This is a genomic window from Pseudomonas veronii (assembly GCF_001439695.1).
GTDB classification, from domain to species: domain Bacteria; phylum Pseudomonadota; class Gammaproteobacteria; order Pseudomonadales; family Pseudomonadaceae; genus Aquipseudomonas; species Aquipseudomonas veronii.
The window spans coordinates 1-18,056 of sequence record NZ_JYLL01000009.1 but is presented as its reverse complement, the minus strand read 5'-3'; the positions used below and the strand labels follow the sequence as shown (position 1 = coordinate 18,056).

Genomic DNA, 18,056 nt, shown 5'->3' with positions numbered 1-18,056 from the left:
CCCAGGGTTTTATTGAGGTTGCCATGAAAATTCGAGAACTGGCCCAGCATTGGGAAGAAAACGCCAAGGGTCGCCTGACCAAGACGGAGTACGCGATCCATCTGGACGTGGAATCCGCCGCCCGCCTGGCGGCCATTGCGGAGATGTACCCCAAGCGCCACCCCGAAGAATTGCTCGGCGAGCTGATCGGCGCCGCCCTCGAAGAGCTGGAAACCAGCTTTCCGTACATCAAGGGCCAGCATGTGATTGCCACCGACGAAGAGGGTGATCCGTTGTATGAAGACGTTGGCCCCACCCCGCGCTTCCTGACATTGTCGCGCCGCTATCTGCACGACATGTCGGCCGGCGCCGACGAACCGAAGCACTGATCAGCCGTTCTTAAACACCCTCCATCCCGCGTATTTCCGGGCCTCACAAGGGCCCGGCATACCTCTGCGCGCGGCAAAAGTTCAAGCCAAAAAGCACTGACCGATCAGTCAGGTATTTTTTCAGGCCAATAGCCATCTTCTCTGAACTTTTGAAAAAAGCCGCAGGTCACAACCAGTAAGCCATCACTTGGAACGGCCGTTTGAATAGGCGTTTCGTGCTTTACCGCCGGGCCCGCAGCCGCTGACCAGTGCGATGGATTTTGATGTTTTTGAGGCGTTATCCAATGGAGTTGAAGACGATGAAGACCAGCACTGCCAAATCCACGTTTAACCACCTGCGCGGGCTCAAACTGGCCGCGTTGGCCATCGGCACTAGCTTCGTCCTGGCGGGCTGCGCTGGCAACCCACCGACCGAGCAATACGCGGTGACTCAGTCTGCGGTCAACAGCGCAGTCAGCGCCGGCGGCACCGAGTTCGCCGCCGTGGAAATGAAGTCGGCCCAGGACAAGCTCAAGCAAGCCGAAATTGCCATGCACGACAAAAACTATGACGAAGCCCGTCGCCTGGCCGAGCAAGCCGAATGGGACGCCCGCGTCGCTGAGCGTAAAGCCCAGGCCGCCAAGGCCGAGCAGGCGGTGAAGGACTCGCAGAAAGCGGTTGATGAACTGCGCAAGGAAGGCATGCGCCCGGCTGCTATCCAACAGAAATAAGCCGCCGCCCCTTGGCTGCATCGCACCTGATATCGAATTGAAAGGACGACACGACTATGCGCAAACAATTGATGATCCCTGCCCTGCTGGCGATGAGCGTTGCTCTGGCAGCATGCTCCACTCCGCCGAACGCGAACCTGGAAAATGCACGGACCAACTTCTCGGCCCTGCAGTCCAACCCGCAAGCCACCAAAGTGGCGGCCCTGGAAACCAAGGACGCCAGCGAATGGCTGGACAAGGCTGACAAGGCTTACCGCGACAAGGAAGACCAGAAGAAAGTCGACCAATTGGCCTACCTGACCAACCAGCGCGTTGAAGTGGCCAAAGACACCATCGCGCTGCGCGAATCCGAAGCCAAACTGAAAAACGCCGGTGACGAGCGCGCCCGCGCCTTGCTCGATGCCCGCGATGCGCAGATCAAGCAACTGCAAGACAGCCTGAACGCCAAGCAGACCGAGCGTGGCACCCTGGTGACCTTTGGTGACGTGCTGTTTGCCACCAACAAGTCCGACCTGAAGTCCAACGGCCTGGTCAACATCACCAAACTGGCGCAGTTCCTGCGCGATAACCCGGACCGTAAAGTGATCGTCGAAGGCTACACCGACAGCACCGGTTCCGACTCGTACAACCAGAGCCTGTCCGAGCGCCGTGCGGCCTCCGTACAGCGCGCACTGGCCCAGCAAGGCGTGGACATTTCGCGCATCGTGACCCAGGGCTATGGCAAGGAATACCCGGTGGCCGATAACGGCAGCGTTTCCGGGCGCGCCATGAACCGCCGCGTTGAAGTGACCATCTCCAACGACAACCAGCCGGTCAAGCCACGTTCGTCCGTCGCTTACTGATCGATGCTGGAAAAAAACCCACCTGAACGGTGGGTTTTTTTTGCCTGTCAGGCGCCGATCTTACGACCGTTGTCGCTGTCCGGCATCATCGCTTCCATGCCTTGGCGCCCGGCCATCATCTTCTTCAGTTTCTCCATATCCAGTTGATCGCCGGAACCGCCAGAGCCCGAGGAATCGCCACCGCCCTGAGCACCGCCACTGCCCTGAGCACCGCCACCGCCTTGAGCACCGCCACCGCCCTGAGCACCGTTGCTGCCTTCCAGTTTCTCCAGAAGCTTCTTGATCAGCTCGGCCCCCATCTTACCCGGCTGCTGCCCAACCTCTTGCAAGCCCCCCTGATCAAGGCTGTTCTGCCCATTGACCATGCCCATTGCTCTATCGAGTGCACTGATAGCCATACCGCTCTCCCGGATTTTTTCGTAAGGATTGTTATCAGCAACGCTGACAAGCCAATCAGTGGCGTCTTACGCAAAACGGTTCCAGAAATTTCAGGCCGGGCGGTACTGCGCGCAACGGTTTATTGCTGCAACTGTGGGGTTTCCTGACCGACGCAACGCACGGCCTGCTTTTTGTTGTTCACCAGCACACCGCTGAGGCCTTTTTGCTCGGTATCGAACATCACCAGCACGCCATCGACGCATTGCGCCACTTGCGCCGCCGGGGTCAGGGAGATCTTGTAGTCCTCGCCGGGCACGGTCTTGAGCATGGTGAAGTCGCTGAGCAGCAACGCGTCTTCCGGTTTGGCGAAATGCAGGTAGCCATAAAACCACAGGCAGCCGACGGTGCCGATGATGGTGCCGATACCGGTGAGGATCAGCGGGATCATGTTGCGTTCTTCGCTCATTGCGGGCTCTCTGATGAGTCAACTTTAGGAATAGGGTAATTCGGAATCTCGCCCAGGCGACGCAGGCCGTTGAAGTGTTGCGGGTCGTCCAGATAACGCAGCATCACAGTTTGCCAGGTCTTGTCGGCAAAGGTCTGCACATGGCCGCCGCGGGTCAGTTGCAACACCCTGGGTGCAGGCGCGGCCTGATACAAGCGGATGCCATTGGACAGCGGCACGATCGGGTCATCGAGGCTGTGGAACAGCAGTTTCGGGACTCCGCTCAACTGGGGCATGCCATTGATCGCACTGTCGGCGTCGGGCACCAGCCAAGACAAGGGCACCTGAAACGGCCATGTTAACCAGGAGGTGCTCAGGGCGAATTGTCCTACATCACGATAACTGGCGGGCACGCCGTCCAGCACCAGGGCCTTGAGGTGGGCCTGCCGCTCGGGGTGGGCCGCCAGGTAATGCACGGCCAGCGCGCCGCCCAGGCTTTGGCCGAGGACGATCAACGGCTGGCCCTGGGTTTCGGGCGCCTTGTCGATCCAGCTGAAAGCCGCGTCGACGTCCTGATAGATCGCCGGCAGCGACGGCTTGCCTTGCGACAGCCCATAGCCGCGATAGTCCAGCAACAGCACTTGATAGCCCTGCTCCGGCAACCACCAACTGCCGCCCAGGTGCCAGGCCAGGTTGCCGCCGTTGCCGTGCAGGTGCAGCACCGTGCCCTTGAGCGGCACTCCCGGTTTGGCCGGCAGCCACCAGGCATGCAGCTTGACGCCATCGGCGGTGGTGAGCGTGACGTCGCGATACGCCAGGTGCGCCTTTTGCGGCGTGAACGGCAAGCCGGGCTCCGGGTAGAACAGCAGGGAGCTGCAGCCGTTCAGTGTGAGTAACAGGCAAAGAATGCCGAGGATTCTCATCCGTTGAAGCCTCGCTGATAGTCGAAATGTTCAGGCGTGTGCAGGTCCAACAAGGTGGGAGCACGCCCCCTCCCACCTTGTTGGACCGGTTGGGTCAGTTCAGCCTTTACAGGATGTTGGAGTAATCCGCCTCGATCCGATCCAGGCTCAAATGGTTGAGGAAGTTGGAGAAACACATCCACGCCGCCAGGGCGTTCATGTCGCGGAACTGCTCCGGCAGGTATTTGGGCGGCACCACCAGGCCTTCGTCGATCAGTTGGCGCAGGGTACGCATGTCTTCCAGGGTGGTCTTGCCGCAGAACAGCAACGGCACTTGTTCCAGCTTGCCTTTGCGCACGGCCAGCTGGATGTAGTTGTAGACCATGATAAAGCCCTTGAGGTAGGACAAATCCTTGGTAAACGGCAGACCGTTCGGCACCGAACCGCGAAACACCCGGCTGGCGTTGCCGTAGCTCTCGGCCATTTCAAAACCTTGCTCGCGGAAGAACTCGAACACCTGCAGGAAATCGGCGCCCTCTTCCACCATGTGGATGGCACGGGTGCGGTTGGTCAGCTTGCGCAAGCGACTCGGGTAGGAGGCGAAGGTGATGATTTCCATCAGGATCGCCAGGCCTTCCTGGGTCACGGTCGACGATGGCGGGCCCTTGGACAGGAAGGTGCAGATCGGCTGGTTCAGGCCGTTGAGGGTGGTGCCCACATGCACCAGGCCTTCATGCACTTCGAGGGCGCGCACGTCGCGCTCGTTGAACATCGCATCGGCGCGGATCTTGATGTAGTCGGCCCCCGCCGCTGCGTCGGCGACGATGCCGTCGGACTCGAACACGCGGATGGTTTCCTCGGCCTCGCCAAACACCTTGTTCAGACGGGTTTGCAGCAGGCTGACCGCGTCCTTGGCGGTGAGGGTCTTGGCCTCGTCCTTCAGGTCGCCACGCACGTCGATATTGTTCAGGTAGTCGGAGAGCATCAGGCCGAGGTCGGCCAGGGTCGGGTCGCCGGCATGGAAGGCATCGGAGGCGGCGCCGTAGAGTTCCTGGGAAATCAGGCCGAAATCCTCGGTGCCGCGCGCTTCGAGCATACGCACCACCATGCGGTACTCCCGGCACATGCGGCGCATGATCTGCCCTACGGGGCTGAACTGGCCGAGGCGGCGGGTGATGTCGCGCTCGATGTTCTGAAACTCCAGCTTCACCGCGCTCGAATCGAACGACAGCGGCCGGTTCAGGTAGTAATCGCGGTCTACCGCGGGCATTGCCTTGCCCTTGGCCTTGAGGAAGCCTTGGCGAATGTTGTCGTCCCATTTCACTGCGTCGAGGACGCGGATCGGTGTTTGCGCCAGCACAATGCGATCGGACAAACTGCGTATCGTCTGCTGGTAATCGTCCACCCGGTACTTCCTCTTTAAACGTTATTTATCCGCACGCCGGTAGCGCGCAGCTTCAACGAACACATCGGCATTGGCCGGGTCATCCAGGTAGGCAAACACCTGGTCCATCGGGCTGTCGACCAGTACGCCGGGGCCTTCCACGGTGTCCACGGTGCTGCCGTGCAACGACCGCTGCCCGATGGCCTGGTGAATTTGCTCGAGGTCGAGGTTATAGACCACCAATTCGTGCGTTTCGTCGAGTTCGAACCCCGCCAGGACGTAATGCCCACCGAGTTTGCCCGGCAACGGCGCCGACAGATACCAGCGATTGCCATGGCGCGAGACGCTGAACACGTACTCATCACGCTGGCCGGGCTTGGCCTGAGGGTAGCTCACGGCTTTGTAGCGGTGTTTGCCGGCGCGGCTGATCTGCAGGTTGAGCGGCTCGCCCCAGGCATTCTTGCTCGTCCATTGGCCCACCAGCGCAGCGGGCGCCGCCTCGCTGGCCGGCAGCGGTTCCTTGAAGGTCACCAGGCAACCGCTGAGGAAGAGGAACGACAAGGCGACGACCGCGACACGCCAGGCTTTCATTGGACACTCCCGGTGTCAGACCGAGGCCAACACCAAATGCATGTAACGCTTGAGGATCTCAAGCATGTCGTCAGCGCTCAGCGGTTCCGCGCCGTCCAGCAGGCCCTGATATTCCATCCGACCGATAATCGCCGTCAACACTTTGGCATCCTGTTGCGGCTCGCGCGAGCCCAATACCTGGAAAAACTGCCCGGTACCCTGCAACAGGATCTGCTGGTGAGAACGCACCAGCTCGGCCAGGCGCGGGTTGAGCAAGGCTTCCTGGCGAAAGGCCTGTTCGGCCATCAAGTACTCGCGACGATTGCTCAATTGGCGCTGCACGTAATCGGCGGTCAACCGCGCAATGTCATCGGCCAGTTGCGAACGCGACTCCGGGCTGCCATCGCCATACGCGACCATCTCGCGCAACAAGCCTTCGTTACGCACCCACAGCTTGCCCATGAATGCGGCGCTGCGCTCGACGTATTGGGCGAAGGTATCGGTGAGCAGGTCATCGATGTCCTTGAAGTAATAGGTGGTCGCCGACAGGGGCACCCCAGCTTCCGCCGCCACGGCACGGTGACGCACGGCTCGCACACCATCACGCACCACGATCCGCATGGCGGCATCGAGAATATCTTGCCTGCGTTGCTCGCTGCCCCGACGACTGGCCTTGCGGCCCTGGTACTGGACACTTTCAGCCACGGCAGCGGCAATGCCAGCGGCTCCTTCCTGAGCGATTACGCGGTTCACGACACACATCCTTGAAAAGATCAAAACCTGGCGCTGTTTGCTTGACGCTTATTTACGCCACATAAAAAAGCCGCCTTATAAAAGGCGGCTTCGGATTTCGCTACGGTTACGCTTGTGGCCGCATATGCGGGAACAAGATCACGTCGCGGATCGACGGCGAGTTGGTCAGCAACATCACCAGGCGGTCGATGCCGATGCCTTCGCCCGCGGTCGGCGGCATGCCGTACTCCAGGGCGCGCACAAAGTCGGCGTCGTAGTGCATGGCTTCGTCGTCGCCGGCGTCCTTGTCGGCCACCTGGGCCATGAAGCGCTCGGCCTGGTCTTCCGCGTCGTTGAGCTCGGAGTAGGCGTTGGCGATTTCGCGGCCGCCGATGAACAGTTCGAAACGGTCGGTGACGTTCGGGTTGTCATCGTTGCGACGGGCCAGCGGCGACACTTCGAACGGGTACTGGGTAATGAAGTGCGGCTGTTCCAGCTTGTGCTCCACCAGCTCTTCGAAAATCATCACCTGCAGCTTGCCCAGGCCTTCGAAGCCCAGCACCTTGGCGCCGGCTTTCTTGGCGATGGCGCGGGCCTTGTCGATGTCGGTCAGGTCGTCGGCAGTCAACTCGGGGTTGTACTTGAGGATCGAGTCGAACACCGACAGCCGCACGAACGGCTCGCCGAAGTGGAACACCTTGTCGCCATACGGCACGTCGGTGCTGCCCAGGACCAGCTGCGCCAGTTCGCGGAACAGTTCTTCGGTCAGGTCCATGTTGTCTTCGTAGTCGGCGTAGGCCTGGTAGAACTCCAACATGGTGAACTCAGGGTTGTGCCGGGTCGAGACGCCTTCGTTGCGGAAGTTGCGGTTGATCTCGAAGACTTTTTCGAAGCCGCCGACCACGAGGCGCTTGAGGTACAGCTCCGGCGCGATCCGCAGGAACATTTCCATGTCCAGCGCGTTGTGGTGGGTTTCGAACGGCTTGGCTGCGGCACCCCCGGGGATGGTCTGCAGCATCGGCGTTTCCACTTCCAGGAAGTCACGCTTCATCAGGAAGGCGCGGGTGTGGGCAATCACTTGCGAACGCACGCGGAAGGTGTGGCGCACGTCTTCGTTGACGATCAGGTCAACGTAGCGCTGGCGATAACGCTGCTCGGTGTCGGACAGGCCGTGGTGCTTGTCCGGCAGCGGGCGCAGGGATTTGGTCAGCAGGCGCACGCTGGTCATTTCAACGTACAGGTCGCCCTTGCCGGAACGGGCCAGGGTGCCTTCGGCGGCGATGATGTCGCCCAGGTCCCAGGTCTTCACGGCGGCCAGGGTTTCTTCCGGCAGGGTCTTGCGGTTGACGTAGACCTGGATGCGCCCGGACATGTCCTGGATCACCATGAACGAGCCACGGTTGAGCATGATGCGACCTGCCACCTTGACCGGGATCGCAGCCTCTGCCAGCTCTTCCTTGGTCTTGTCCGCGTACTGTTTCTGCAAGTCTTCGCAGTAGGCATCGCGGCGGAAGTCGTTGGGGAAGGCATTGCCCTTGGCGCGCTCGGCAGCAAGCTTTTCCTTGCGCAGGGCGATCAGGGAGTTTTCTTCCTGTTGCAGGGCTTGCGGGTCGAGTTGTTGGTCGCTCATGTCTTTAAATTTTCCATCACAGGTTCGTTGCCCCCGCCACTGACGGGGGACTTGAGGTCGGGCTGGCGGTTTACAGCCCCGATTTCAGGCTGGCTTCCAGGTATTCGTCGATGTCGCCGTCGAGCACCTTGTCGCAGTCGCTGCGTTCGATGTTAGTGCGCAGATCCTTGATCCGCGACGCGTCCAGAACATAGGAACGGATCTGGTGACCCCAGCCGATATCCGACTTGGTGTCTTCCAGCGCCTGGGAAGCGGCGTTGCGCTTCTGCATTTCCTGCTCGTACAACTTGGCCCGCAGCATTTTCATGGCGGTGTCCTTGTTCGCGTGCTGGGAACGTTCGTTCTGGCAACTGACCACGGTGTTGGTCGGCACGTGGGTGATACGTACCGCCGAGTCGGTGGTGTTTACGTGCTGGCCACCGGCACCGGAGGAGCGATAGGTGTCGATCCGCAGGTCGGCCGGGTTGATCTCGATTTCCACCTTGTCGTCGATCTCGGGCGAGACGAACACCGCGCAGAACGAGGTGTGGCGGCGATTGCCGGAGTCGAACGGGCTCTTGCGCACCAGGCGATGCACGCCGATCTCGGTACGCAGCCAGCCGAAGGCGTATTCACCCTTGATGTGAACGGTGGCGCCTTTGATGCCGGCGACTTCACCGGCCGACAGCTCCATGATGGTCGCGTCGAAACCGCGTTTGTCGGCCCAGCGCAGGTACATGCGCAGCAGGATGTTGGCCCAGTCCTGGGCTTCGGTGCCGCCGGAACCGGCCTGGATGTCCAGGTAGGCGTTGTTCGGGTCCATTTCGTGGCTGAACATGCGGCGGAATTCAAGCTTGGCGAGGTTTTCCTCGAGACGGGCCAGCTCGGCGACGACATCGCCTACCGCGCCTTCGTCGTTTTCTTCGACAGCCATGTCCAGCAGGTCGCGGCAATCGGCCAGACCGGTGTTCAGTTCGTCGAGAGTGTCGACGATCTGCGCCAGCGCTGCGCGCTCGCGGCCCAGTTCCTGGGCGTATTCGGGTTTGTTCCAGACACTCGGATCTTCAAGCTCGCGATTGACTTCGGTCAGACGCTCATGCTTTTGATCGTAGTCAAAGATACCCCCGAATAGTTTCGGAGCGCTCGGACAGGTCCTTGATGGTGTTAAGGATCGGGTTGATTTCCATGGCGGGCAGCACTCGTTGGCGAACTTTTGAAAGCCGACGAGTATAACGACAAACGTGCGCAAACGGCAGTCCGCTTGGCGAAAAGGCAGGTTCAAGAACAGTGAATATCCACTGTGAGAGGGGGCTTGCCCCCGATAGCGGTGTGTCAGCCCTACACCCGGTGACTGTCACACCGCCATCGGGGGGCAAGCCGAGTCGTCGCGCCGCCCCTCGCACATGTGGACCGGCACTGGCCTCGGATCACTCGATACCGACTTGATTGCGCCCGTTGTTCTTGGCCGTATACAGCCCCTTGTCCGCCGCCATGATCAACTGGCGGCAATCGGTGCCTTGCACCGGCGTCATGGTCGACAGGCCGATGCTGATGGTCAGGCTCGCGCCCTCGGCCGGAGCGATGTGCGGGATTTTCAGGGCGGCGACGGCCATGCGCAGTTTTTCGGCGACCAGCCGTGCGCCACCCGGCGAAGTGCTCGGCAGAACCAGGGCGAACTCTTCGCCGCCGTAGCGCGCCGGCAGGTCCGAAGGCCGGCTGCTGGCTTCACGGATGCTGGCGGCAACCTTGCGCAGGGCTTCGTCGCCTTCAACGTGGCCGAAGCTGTCGTTGTAGGTCTTGAAGAAGTCCACGTCGATCATCAGCAGCGACAATTGGGTCTGGTCCCGCATGGCGCGGCGCCATTCCAGTTCCAGGTATTCGTCGAAATGCCGGCGGTTGGACAGCCCGGTGAGGCCGTCGGAGTTCATCAGCCGTTGCAGTACCAGATTGGTGTCCAACAGTTGCTGCTGGCTGACGCGCAGCGCGCGATAGGCCGCATCACGCTGCAGCAGGGTCATATAGGAGCGCGAGTGATAGCGGATACGCGCCACCAGTTCGATGTTGTCCGGCAGCTTGACCAGATAATCATTGGCGCCGGCCGAAAACGCCGCGCTTTTGATCAGAGGGTCTTCCTTGGTGGAGAGCACGATGATCGGGATGTTCTGCGTGGCCGGGTGGTTGCGGTATTCGCGCACCAGCGTCAGGCCATCCAGGCCGGGCATCACCAGGTCCTGCAGAATCACCGTGGGTTTGATGCGGATCGCCTGGGCTATGGCCTGGTGCGGGTCGGCGCAAAAGTGGAAGTCGATGTTTTCTTCATGGGCCAGGCCACGCCGCACGGCTTCGCCGATCATGGCCTGGTCGTCGACCAGCAACACCATGGCGGCATTTTCGTCGGTCTTGATGCCGTCGATCTGTAAATCATTCATCTGCAATCACCTGAATTACTGCCCGCAAACCAGCACCACCGGGGATATTGATCATTTTGCAAATACCTCCAGCAGTCGGGGCGCAATTCTGTCCAGTGGGCGAATTTCAACAGCAGCGTCAATCGCCGCCGCCGCTTTGGGCATGCCATACACCGCCGAACTCTGCTGGTCCTGGGCGATGGTCAGATATCCTTGTTCCCGCATTAATTTGAGCCCCTGGGCTCCGTCGCGACCCATGCCGGTCAGCAGCACGCCGACGGCATCACCATTCCAGTGGCTGGCCACACTTTCGAAAAACACATCGATGGACGGCCGGTAAATCTCGTTCACCGGCTCGGCTGTATAGGCTAGCGTGCCATTTTTCAACAGACGAATGTGGTGATTGGTGCCAGCCAGCAGCACGACCCCGCTTTGTGGCGGCTCCCCTTCGCGGGCCAGGCGCACCGGCAGGCCGGAGGCGCTGCTCAGCCACTCGGCCATGCCGGCGGCGAACACTTGGTCCACATGCTGCACCAGCACGATGGCGGCGGGAAAGTCCCGGGGCAGGCCCTTGAGCAGGACTTCCAGGGCCGCCGGGCCGCCGGCCGAAGAACCGATCGCCACCAGGCTCTGGCGTTTGCCGGTGCTGCGCGGCGGCGCGGTTTCGGCGCGCACACGGCTGCCGCGCTGGCCGATCAGCCAGCCAATATTGAGGATCTTGCGCAACAACGGCGCGGCGGCGTCCTTGGGATTACCGACGCCCAGGGCCGGCGTATCCACCACATCCAGGGCGCCATGGCCCATGGCTTCGAACACCCGGCTGACATTGGCCTGGCGGTCGACGGTGACGATCACAATCGCGCACGGGCTCTCGGCCATGATCCGCCGGGTGGCTTCCACGCCGTCCATCACCGGCATAATCAGGTCCATCAGGATCAGGTCCGGGGTCAATTCGGCGCAACGCTGCACCGCTTCCAGGCCATTACTGGCTACCCACACCACCTGGTGCGCGGGCTCGAAGCTCACGGCGCGGCGTAACGCCTCCACGGCCATGGGCATGTCATTGACGATTGCAATCCTCATGCCCGCGCGCCTCCGATCAGTTCCACTACGGCATCAAGGAGGGCGTCATCGTGGAAACTGGCTTTGGCCAGATAGTAATCGGCGCCGGCGTCGAGTCCACGGCGTCGGTCTTCTTCGCGGTCCTTGTAAGACACCACCATCACCGGCAACGATTGCAGGCGAGCATCCCGGCGCAAGAGTGTGACCAATTCGATCCCGTCCATACGAGGCATATCAATGTCAGTGATGAGCAGGTCGAAGTCCTCGGAGCGCAAGGCGTTCCAGCCGTCCATGCCATCGACGGCGACGGCCACTTCATAACCGCGGTTAAGCAGCAATTTACGCTGCAATTCACGCACGGTGAGCGAATCGTCCACCACCAGCACGCGTTTGCGCGGGGCTTCGGCGGCCTGCTGGCTGCGCCGGGCGATACGCTCCAGGCGGCCGGTATTGAGCAGCTTGTCCACCGAGCGCAGCATATCTTCGACGTCGACGATCAACACCACCGAGCCATCGTCCAGCAACGCCCCGGCGGAAATATCCTGGACCTTGCCCAACCGATCATCCAGCGGCAGCACCACCAACGTGCGTTCGCCGATAAAACGCTCCACGGCAATGCCATACACCGCATCGCGCTCGCGGATCACCACCACCTTCAACGTCTCGTCATTACCTTGCCCCGGCGGGCGCTGCAACAGTTGGCTGGCGGCGACCAGGCCGACATGCCGGCCTTCGTGCCAGAAATGCTGGCGGCCTTCGAGCTGCACAATGTCGTCGGGCGCCAGGTCGCACATGCGCTCGATATGCGCCAGCGGGAAGGCATAGGCTTCTTCGCCGACTTCCACCACCAGGCTGCGCACCACCGACAGGGTCAACGGCACTTCCAGATGGAAACGGCTGCCCTGCCCCGCCGCTTGCTCCAGCACCACCGCGCCGCGCAGTTGGCGGACCATATGCTGCACCGCATCCAGGCCGACGCCGCGCCCGGAGACTTCGGTGACCTTGTCGCGCAGGCTGAAGCCCGGCAGGAACAGGAACGTCAGCAACTCCTCCTCGCTGAGGTTCAAGGCGGTTTCCACCGTCGACAGATGCCGATCAACGATCGTGCCACGCAGGCGTTCGAGGTCGACGCCATTTCCGTCGTCGCTCAGTTCCAGCACCAGCAAACCGGCCTGGTGGGAGGCCCGCAAGCGGATCAAGCCTTCGGCCGGCTTGCCCGCCAGCAGGCGTTGTTCCGGCGTTTCGATGCCGTGGTCGACGGCATTGCGCAATAAGTGGGTGAGCGGCGCTTCGAGCTTCTCCAGCACATCGCGGTCGACCTGGGTCTTTTCGCCCTCGATCTCCAGGCGCACCTGCTTGCCCAGGCTGCGGCCGAGGTCGCGCACCATGCGGACCTGGCCGGCGAGCACATCGGCAAACGGGCGCATGCGGCAGGCCAGCGCGGTGTCGTAAAGCACCTGGGCGCGTTGCCCGGCCTGCCAGCCGAACTCATCGAGCTCAGCGGTTTTTTCCGCCAGCAGGGCTTGGGCTTCGCTCAGCAAGCGGCGGGCATCGGCCAGGGACTCCTGGGCTTCCAGGCTCAAGTCGAGGGTCTTGAGGTGACCATCGAGGTGGTCCAGCGCACGCACACCGTTACCCTGCACACGCTTGAGGCGTTGCAGGCTGGCCAGGTATGGCTTGAGTCGCTGGGTTTCGACCAGGGATTTGCTCGACAGGTCCAGCAGGCTGTTCAAACGCTCGGCGGTCACACGCAGTACGCGCTCGCCGCCTTCGGTCATGCGCTTGTTCTGACGCAGCGGTTCGCTGCCGAGGGACGGCGCAGGCTCGGGTTCGGCGGGCAGTGCTTCAATCAGCGGAGTGGGCGCTGGAGCAGGCGCAGTTGGCGGCGGCGCCACTTTGGCGGTGGGCGGCGACGGGTCGAGCAGGCGCTCCATCAAGGCCACATACGCCTCGACATCCGCCGGCCCCACGGTGTTGCCCGGCGTGGCGATACGCATCAGCAGGTCGGTGCCTTGCAACAGCGCGTCGATGTGTTCCGGCTGCAGATACAGGCGACTTTCCTGGGCGCTGACCAGGCAATCCTCCATGACATGGGACACGCTGACCCCGGCGTCCACCCCGACAATCCGCGCCGCGCCTTTGAGCGAGTGCGCGGCGCGCATGCAGGCTTCGAGCTGGTCGGCCTGGGTCGGGTTGCGCTCCAGGGCCAGCAGGCCCGCGCTCAGTATCTGGGTCTGGGCATCGGCTTCCAGACTGAACAATTCCAGCAGCGAAGCATCGCGCATCTGGTCGGGGGTCATGTGAGGCTCCGGGTCACGGCAGACAGCAACTGAGCCTCGTCCAGCCAACGCAGGCTACGGCCCTTCCACTGCAACACGCCCTGAGTGAAGCGGCCGCTGGCCTGGGTGCCGGAGGCTGATGCCGCCGTCAAAGTACGCTCATCGATGGCATGGATACCGTCGACTTCATCCACCGGCACCACCACCGGGCCATCCTGCGCGGCGATGATCAACATGCGCGGCATGATGCGCCCGCCCGGCGTGCCGTGGTTGATGGCGTCCAGGCCCAACAGCTCGACCAGCGACAGGCACGCCACCAGCGCGCCGCGCACGTTCGCCACGCCAAGCAACGCGCGGGAACGTTGGTGCGGCAGGGAATGGATCGGGTGCAGGGTTGCCACTTCCACCAGGCATCGGGTGGCGATCCCCAGCCATTCTTCGCCGAGGCGGAATATCAGCAGGGAACGGGTGACGATGTCTTCGTTCGCCTGGGTATCGGCGACCGGACGATGATCGTCCTGCTGCAACGCATAGCGATCCAGCAAGCGGGTAGCGGCGGCGGAGTACACCGAGCAGTTGCGGCAGTGGATATGGTCCGCCAGCAACGGGCAGGACTTGTCGCCGTGAATGCCGATCCGGTTCCAGCAATCGTCGATGGCCTGGGTGTCGTCCATCGTCAGGGCCAGGCCCGCAGTGTCGAGCGCGTTGGGGCTACTCATGGTTTTTGCTCACTGTCAGCTCGCTACGCGCGGCCCGCGCCTGCAACCGACGCGCCGCCGCAATGTCGCCCTGGGCTTCGAGCAACGCGGCCAGCTGCATCAGGGCCTGCGGATGCTGCGGTTCCAGGTACAAGGCTTTTCGATAAAACCCCTGGGCGTCCAGGGCGTTGCCGGCCACATCGCTGAGCAGCCCCAACCAGTAAAACACCTGGGCGGCCGGCGGGTGTTGACTTAAATAACGCTCGCAGGCGGCACGGGCCTCGGCGCTTTTGCCTTCGTTGGCCAGGGTCGCGATCTGGCTGAGCAGGTCGCCGGCCTCCGACGCTGGCGCCTTGATCGGCACCACCTGGGCATTGAGCGTACTGAACGGTCGCGGCTTGGGCGGGACCGCTGCGATGCTGCGCCGAGGCGCGGGCGCGGGTATCGGCACGAATATCGGCTCAGGCTTGACTGGCTCGGTGTGCCGGCTGAATGCAAACGACTGCGGCACGCCGATCGAACGCATGCCATGACGCCCCAACAGGCTGCCTTCGGCCGGGCCGATAAACAGCACGCCGTCCACGTGGGTCAGGTTCTTGAGCACGTCGAACACTTGTTTTTGCGTGGGTTGGTCGAAATAGATCAGCAGGTTGCGGCAAAACACAAAGTCGTAGCTCGGCTCATTGGCGAGCAACCCCGGGTCGAGCAGGTTGCCGACTTGCAGGCGCACCTGTTCGCGCACGCGGTCGTCGATGCGATAACCATCGGCCTGCTCGGTGAAGTGGCGGTCGCGAAACTCAAGGTCGCCGCCGCGAAACGAGTTGCGGCCATACACGCCGCGCTGGGCACGCTCCACCGACAGCGGGCTGACGTCCATGCCCTGCACCTTGAACTGATGCGGCGCCAGGCCGGCATCGAGCAAGGCCATGGCGATCGAATAGGGTTCTTCGCCGGTGGAACAGGGCAGGCTGAGGATGCGCAGCGCGCGCAACTGGTTGATCTCGGCCAGGCGCGCCTTGGCCAGACGGGCCAGGGTCGCAAAGGATTCGGGGTAACGGAAAAACCAGGTCTCGGGCACGATCACCGCTTCGATCAGCGCTTGCTGTTCGTCGTGGGAGTGCTGCAGGTGCTGCCAGTACTCATCCGCCGTGTGGGCCGCGACGGCCTGGCTGCGCTGGCGCACGGCGCGTTCGATGATGGCTTCGCCCACCGAGGCCACGTCCAGGCCAATGCGTTCCTTCAAGAAGGCAAAGAAGCGCGGGTCGTTGCTCATAGGCTCGGCTCGGCAGAAAACAGCAAGGCGCGCACTTCATCGGTGAGCATATCCGCGACGCCGATCCATTGCATCAAGCCCAAGGCATCTTCGCGCACCGGCCCCAGGTAGGGCGCCAGGGGATTGTCCAGGCCGTAGGGTTTGAACTCCGCCGGGTCGCAACGCAGGGTCTCGGTGGCCTGCTCCAGAATCAGTCCCAGCCAACGCGCCTCGAGCCAGGGCTCAGGTTTATAGTTGACCAGCACCAGCCGCGTGCTGGTCCGCGCCTGGGCCGGCTCGCCGAAGGTCAAGGCACTGAGGTCGATGACCGGCACCATCGCGCCACGATGGGCAAAGATACCCGCCACCCACAGCGGTGCATGGGCGATGGGTTTGAGCGGCAGGCGCGGCAGCACTTCGGCCACTTCGGTGGCCTTGAGGGCATACCGTTCGTGGCCGATGTGGAACACCAGGAACAACGCCTTTTTCGCTGCCGGGACGACGCCGAGTTTAGCCGCGAGGTCGCTCATCAGACTTTGAAACGCGACACGCCGCTGCGCAGACCGACCGCAACCTGGCTCAGTTCATCAATGGCAAAGCTGGCCTGGCGCAAGGACTCCACCGTCTGGCTGCTGGCATCGCCCAATTGCACCAGCGCGTGGTTGATCTGCTCGGCCCCGGTGGCCTGGGCCTGCATGCCTTCGTTGACCATCAACACCCGCGGCGCCAGGGCCTGGACCTGGTGGATGATCTGCGACAGTTGCTCGCCCACTTGCTGCACCTCGAACATGCCCCGGCGCACTTCTTCGGAGAACTTGTCCATGCCCATCACCCCGGCGGACACCGCCGACTGGATCTCGCGCACCATCTGCTCGATGTCGTAGGTGGCCACGGCGGTCTGGTCGGCCAGGCGGCGCACTTCAGTGGCCACCACGGCAAAACCGCGGCCGTACTCACCGGCCTTCTCGGCCTCGATGGCGGCGTTGAGGGACAACAGGTTGGTCTGGTCGGCAACCTTGACGATGGTCACCACCACCTGGTTGATGTTGCCGGCCTTCTCGTTAAGGATCGCCAGCTTGGCGTTGACCAGCTCAGCCGCACCCATCACCGAGTGCATGGTTTCTTCCATGCGCGCCAGGCCTTGCTGGCCGGAACCGGCGGCGACCGAGGCCTGGTCGGCGGCGGTGGAGACTTCGGTCATGGTACGGACCAGGTCCTTGGAAGTGGCGGCGATCTCCCGCGAAGTAGCGCCGATCTCGGTGGTAGTTGCCGCGGTTTCCGTAGCCGTGGCCTGTTGTTGCTTGGAGGTGGCGGCAATCTCGGTGACCGAGGTAGTCACCTGCACCGACGAGCGCTGGGCCTGGGACACCAGGGCGGTCAGTTCGGTCATCATGTCGTTGAAGCCGGTTTCGACCGCGCCGAATTCGTCCTTGCGCTCCAGGTTCAAGCGCTTGCTCAGGTCACCGGTACGCATGACGTCGAGGATCTCGACGATACGCTGCATCGGCGCCATGATTGCGCGCATCAACAGCAGACCGCACAGGCCAGCGGCGAAGATGGCGATGATCAGCGAAACCGCCATGCTGAGCTTGGCCGACATCACCGACTCGTCGATGGCCGATGTGGCGCGGTCAGACACGCTCTTGTTTTCGGTGATGATGTCGTTGAGCTTCATGCGCCCTTCGGTCCAGATCGGCGTCAATTGCTCTTCGACCAGCACGCTCGCACCCGGCAAATCATTGGCTTCAATGCGCGCCAGCACCTCGGCGAGGGCCTTGTTGTAGTTGATATGCGCCGCCTTGAAGTTATCGAACTCCATGCGATCAGCCTGGCTGTTGACGGTTTTTTCGTAATTGGCCATCTGCTGTTCAATACGCGCTTCGAAAGACTTGAAGTCCGTCTTATCGGCACTGGTGAGGGTTTTATCTGCGCGCAGGCCGATGATATCGATGGTCAGCAGATAGCTGTCGACCCATGCGCTGCGGATCATCGAACTGAGGTAAACCCCCGGTACCGCATCGTCCCGGACCGATTCCTGGCTGGCTTCGATCTTCAGCAACCGCGAGTAGGACACCACAACCATCAGCAGCATGATCGCGACAATGACCGCAAAGCTCGCCAAAATCCGCTGGCGCAAGGTCCAATTCTTCACAGTGTTTCCTCGAAGAGCCATTCAAATGGGGGGGAGTATAGCTGAGCACAAGCCTTCATTTATCAATGGGTTTCGACGTGGTGCCCACAGAATGCAAAAACATCCCGAAGGGTAATTACAGAACCAACCTACAAAAACCCGCGAAGCGTCCGACTACCGGGCTTTTCTCGCCGAGCCTAGCGTGCTGGTCCCTGCGAACAAAAGGACATCGCTGGCATGCGCCGCTATTTCATTACCCGAGGAACCAAGACCACCGCTGGCGGGA

18 protein-coding genes are annotated in these 18,056 nt (G+C 62.0%); 3 read left to right on the top strand and 15 right to left on the bottom strand.

The annotated features are described in order from the left end of the window. Positions 1-23: 23 nt before the first annotated feature. The 3 genes from TU80_RS13805 to lptF all read left to right on the top strand — a co-directional run bounded on the left by TU80_RS13805 (position 24) and on the right by lptF (position 1,920). Entirely contained in the window at positions 24-368 is a 345-nt protein-coding gene (locus TU80_RS13805) for a hypothetical protein (protein WP_017844706.1), read from the top strand. 284 nt (positions 369-652) lie between these two features. Continuing rightward, positions 653-1,078, top strand: coding sequence for a DUF4398 domain-containing protein (locus tag TU80_RS13800; RefSeq protein ID WP_026139763.1), 426 nt, complete (start codon positions 653-655; stop codon positions 1,076-1,078). Between the two features lie 56 nt (positions 1,079-1,134). Beyond that, complete coding sequence (lptF, locus tag TU80_RS13795) at positions 1,135-1,920, top strand: lipotoxin F family OmpA-related lipoprotein LptF (RefSeq protein WP_017844704.1); 786 nt, start codon at positions 1,135-1,137, stop codon at positions 1,918-1,920. Positions 1,921-1,967: 47 nt separating this feature from the next. On the opposite strand, the gene TU80_RS13790 is transcribed toward lptF, so the two are convergent. The 15 genes from TU80_RS13790 to TU80_RS13715 all read right to left on the bottom strand — a co-directional run bounded on the left by TU80_RS13790 (position 1,968) and on the right by TU80_RS13715 (position 17,791). Further along, complete coding sequence (locus TU80_RS13790) at positions 1,968-2,318, bottom strand: hypothetical protein (RefSeq protein ID WP_046384486.1); 351 nt, start codon at positions 2,316-2,318, stop codon at positions 1,968-1,970. Positions 2,319-2,437: 119 nt separating this feature from the next. Beyond that, positions 2,438-2,764 (bottom strand): PA3694 family proteiin, encoded by a 327-nt coding sequence (locus TU80_RS13785; protein WP_017844702.1) that lies wholly within the window; start codon positions 2,762-2,764, stop codon positions 2,438-2,440. Next, a complete protein-coding gene (locus TU80_RS13780) occupies positions 2,761-3,666 on the bottom strand; it encodes an alpha/beta hydrolase (RefSeq protein WP_046490139.1) in 906 nt (301 codons plus the stop codon). The genes TU80_RS13785 and TU80_RS13780 overlap by 4 nt, the downstream gene beginning before the upstream one ends. Before the next feature lie 106 nt (positions 3,667-3,772). Continuing rightward, complete coding sequence (locus TU80_RS13775; RefSeq protein ID WP_017844700.1) at positions 3,773-5,050, bottom strand: flavohemoglobin expression-modulating QEGLA motif protein; 1,278 nt, start codon at positions 5,048-5,050, stop codon at positions 3,773-3,775. A gap of 21 nt (positions 5,051-5,071) precedes the next feature. Continuing rightward, complete coding sequence (locus TU80_RS13770) at positions 5,072-5,620, bottom strand: hypothetical protein (protein WP_017844699.1); 549 nt, start codon at positions 5,618-5,620, stop codon at positions 5,072-5,074. 15 nt (positions 5,621-5,635) lie between these two features. Continuing rightward, positions 5,636-6,352, bottom strand: a complete 717-nt coding sequence (locus TU80_RS13765; protein ID WP_017844698.1) for a TetR/AcrR family transcriptional regulator — start codon at positions 6,350-6,352, stop codon at positions 5,636-5,638. Positions 6,353-6,458: 106 nt separating this feature from the next. Next, positions 6,459-7,961: a lysine--tRNA ligase gene (gene lysS, locus TU80_RS13760; protein ID WP_024073787.1), complete on the bottom strand. Its 1,503-nt coding sequence runs from the start codon at positions 7,959-7,961 to the stop codon at positions 6,459-6,461. A gap of 70 nt (positions 7,962-8,031) precedes the next feature. Continuing rightward, positions 8,032-9,127, bottom strand: a protein-coding gene (gene prfB, locus TU80_RS13755; protein ID WP_098100956.1) for a peptide chain release factor 2 whose coding sequence is annotated in 2 segments (ribosomal slippage) — positions 8,032-9,054 and positions 9,056-9,127 — 1,095 coding nt in all. Because the reading frame shifts where the segments join, the coding sequence is not laid out codon by codon here. A 240-nt stretch (positions 9,128-9,367) separates the two neighbouring features. Further along, entirely contained in the window at positions 9,368-10,369 is a 1,002-nt protein-coding gene (locus tag TU80_RS13745; RefSeq protein WP_046384488.1) for a response regulator, read from the bottom strand. Positions 10,370-10,420: 51 nt separating this feature from the next. Continuing rightward, entirely contained in the window at positions 10,421-11,431 is a 1,011-nt protein-coding gene (gene cheB, locus TU80_RS13740) for a chemotaxis response regulator protein-glutamate methylesterase (protein WP_046384489.1), read from the bottom strand. Next, positions 11,428-13,710 carry a hybrid sensor histidine kinase/response regulator gene (locus TU80_RS13735; protein WP_057004709.1) on the bottom strand — a complete coding sequence of 761 codons (2,283 nt, stop codon included), beginning with the start codon at positions 13,708-13,710 and terminating at the stop codon, positions 11,428-11,430. The genes cheB and TU80_RS13735 overlap by 4 nt, the downstream gene beginning before the upstream one ends. Then, positions 13,707-14,408: a chemotaxis protein CheW gene (locus TU80_RS13730; RefSeq protein WP_046384491.1), complete on the bottom strand. Its 702-nt coding sequence runs from the start codon at positions 14,406-14,408 to the stop codon at positions 13,707-13,709. The genes TU80_RS13735 and TU80_RS13730 overlap by 4 nt, the downstream gene beginning before the upstream one ends. Further along, positions 14,401-15,660, bottom strand: a complete 1,260-nt coding sequence (locus TU80_RS13725; RefSeq protein ID WP_057004708.1) for a CheR family methyltransferase — start codon at positions 15,658-15,660, stop codon at positions 14,401-14,403. Before TU80_RS13725 ends, TU80_RS13730 begins: the two co-directional genes overlap by 8 nt. Beyond that, positions 15,657-16,169 (bottom strand): chemotaxis protein CheW, encoded by a 513-nt coding sequence (locus tag TU80_RS13720; protein WP_057004707.1) that lies wholly within the window; start codon positions 16,167-16,169, stop codon positions 15,657-15,659. The genes TU80_RS13725 and TU80_RS13720 overlap by 4 nt, the downstream gene beginning before the upstream one ends. After that, positions 16,169-17,791: a methyl-accepting chemotaxis protein gene (locus tag TU80_RS13715; RefSeq protein ID WP_046384494.1), complete on the bottom strand. Its 1,623-nt coding sequence runs from the start codon at positions 17,789-17,791 to the stop codon at positions 16,169-16,171. The genes TU80_RS13720 and TU80_RS13715 overlap by 1 nt, the downstream gene beginning before the upstream one ends. Between the last annotated feature and the right edge of the window lie 265 nt (positions 17,792-18,056).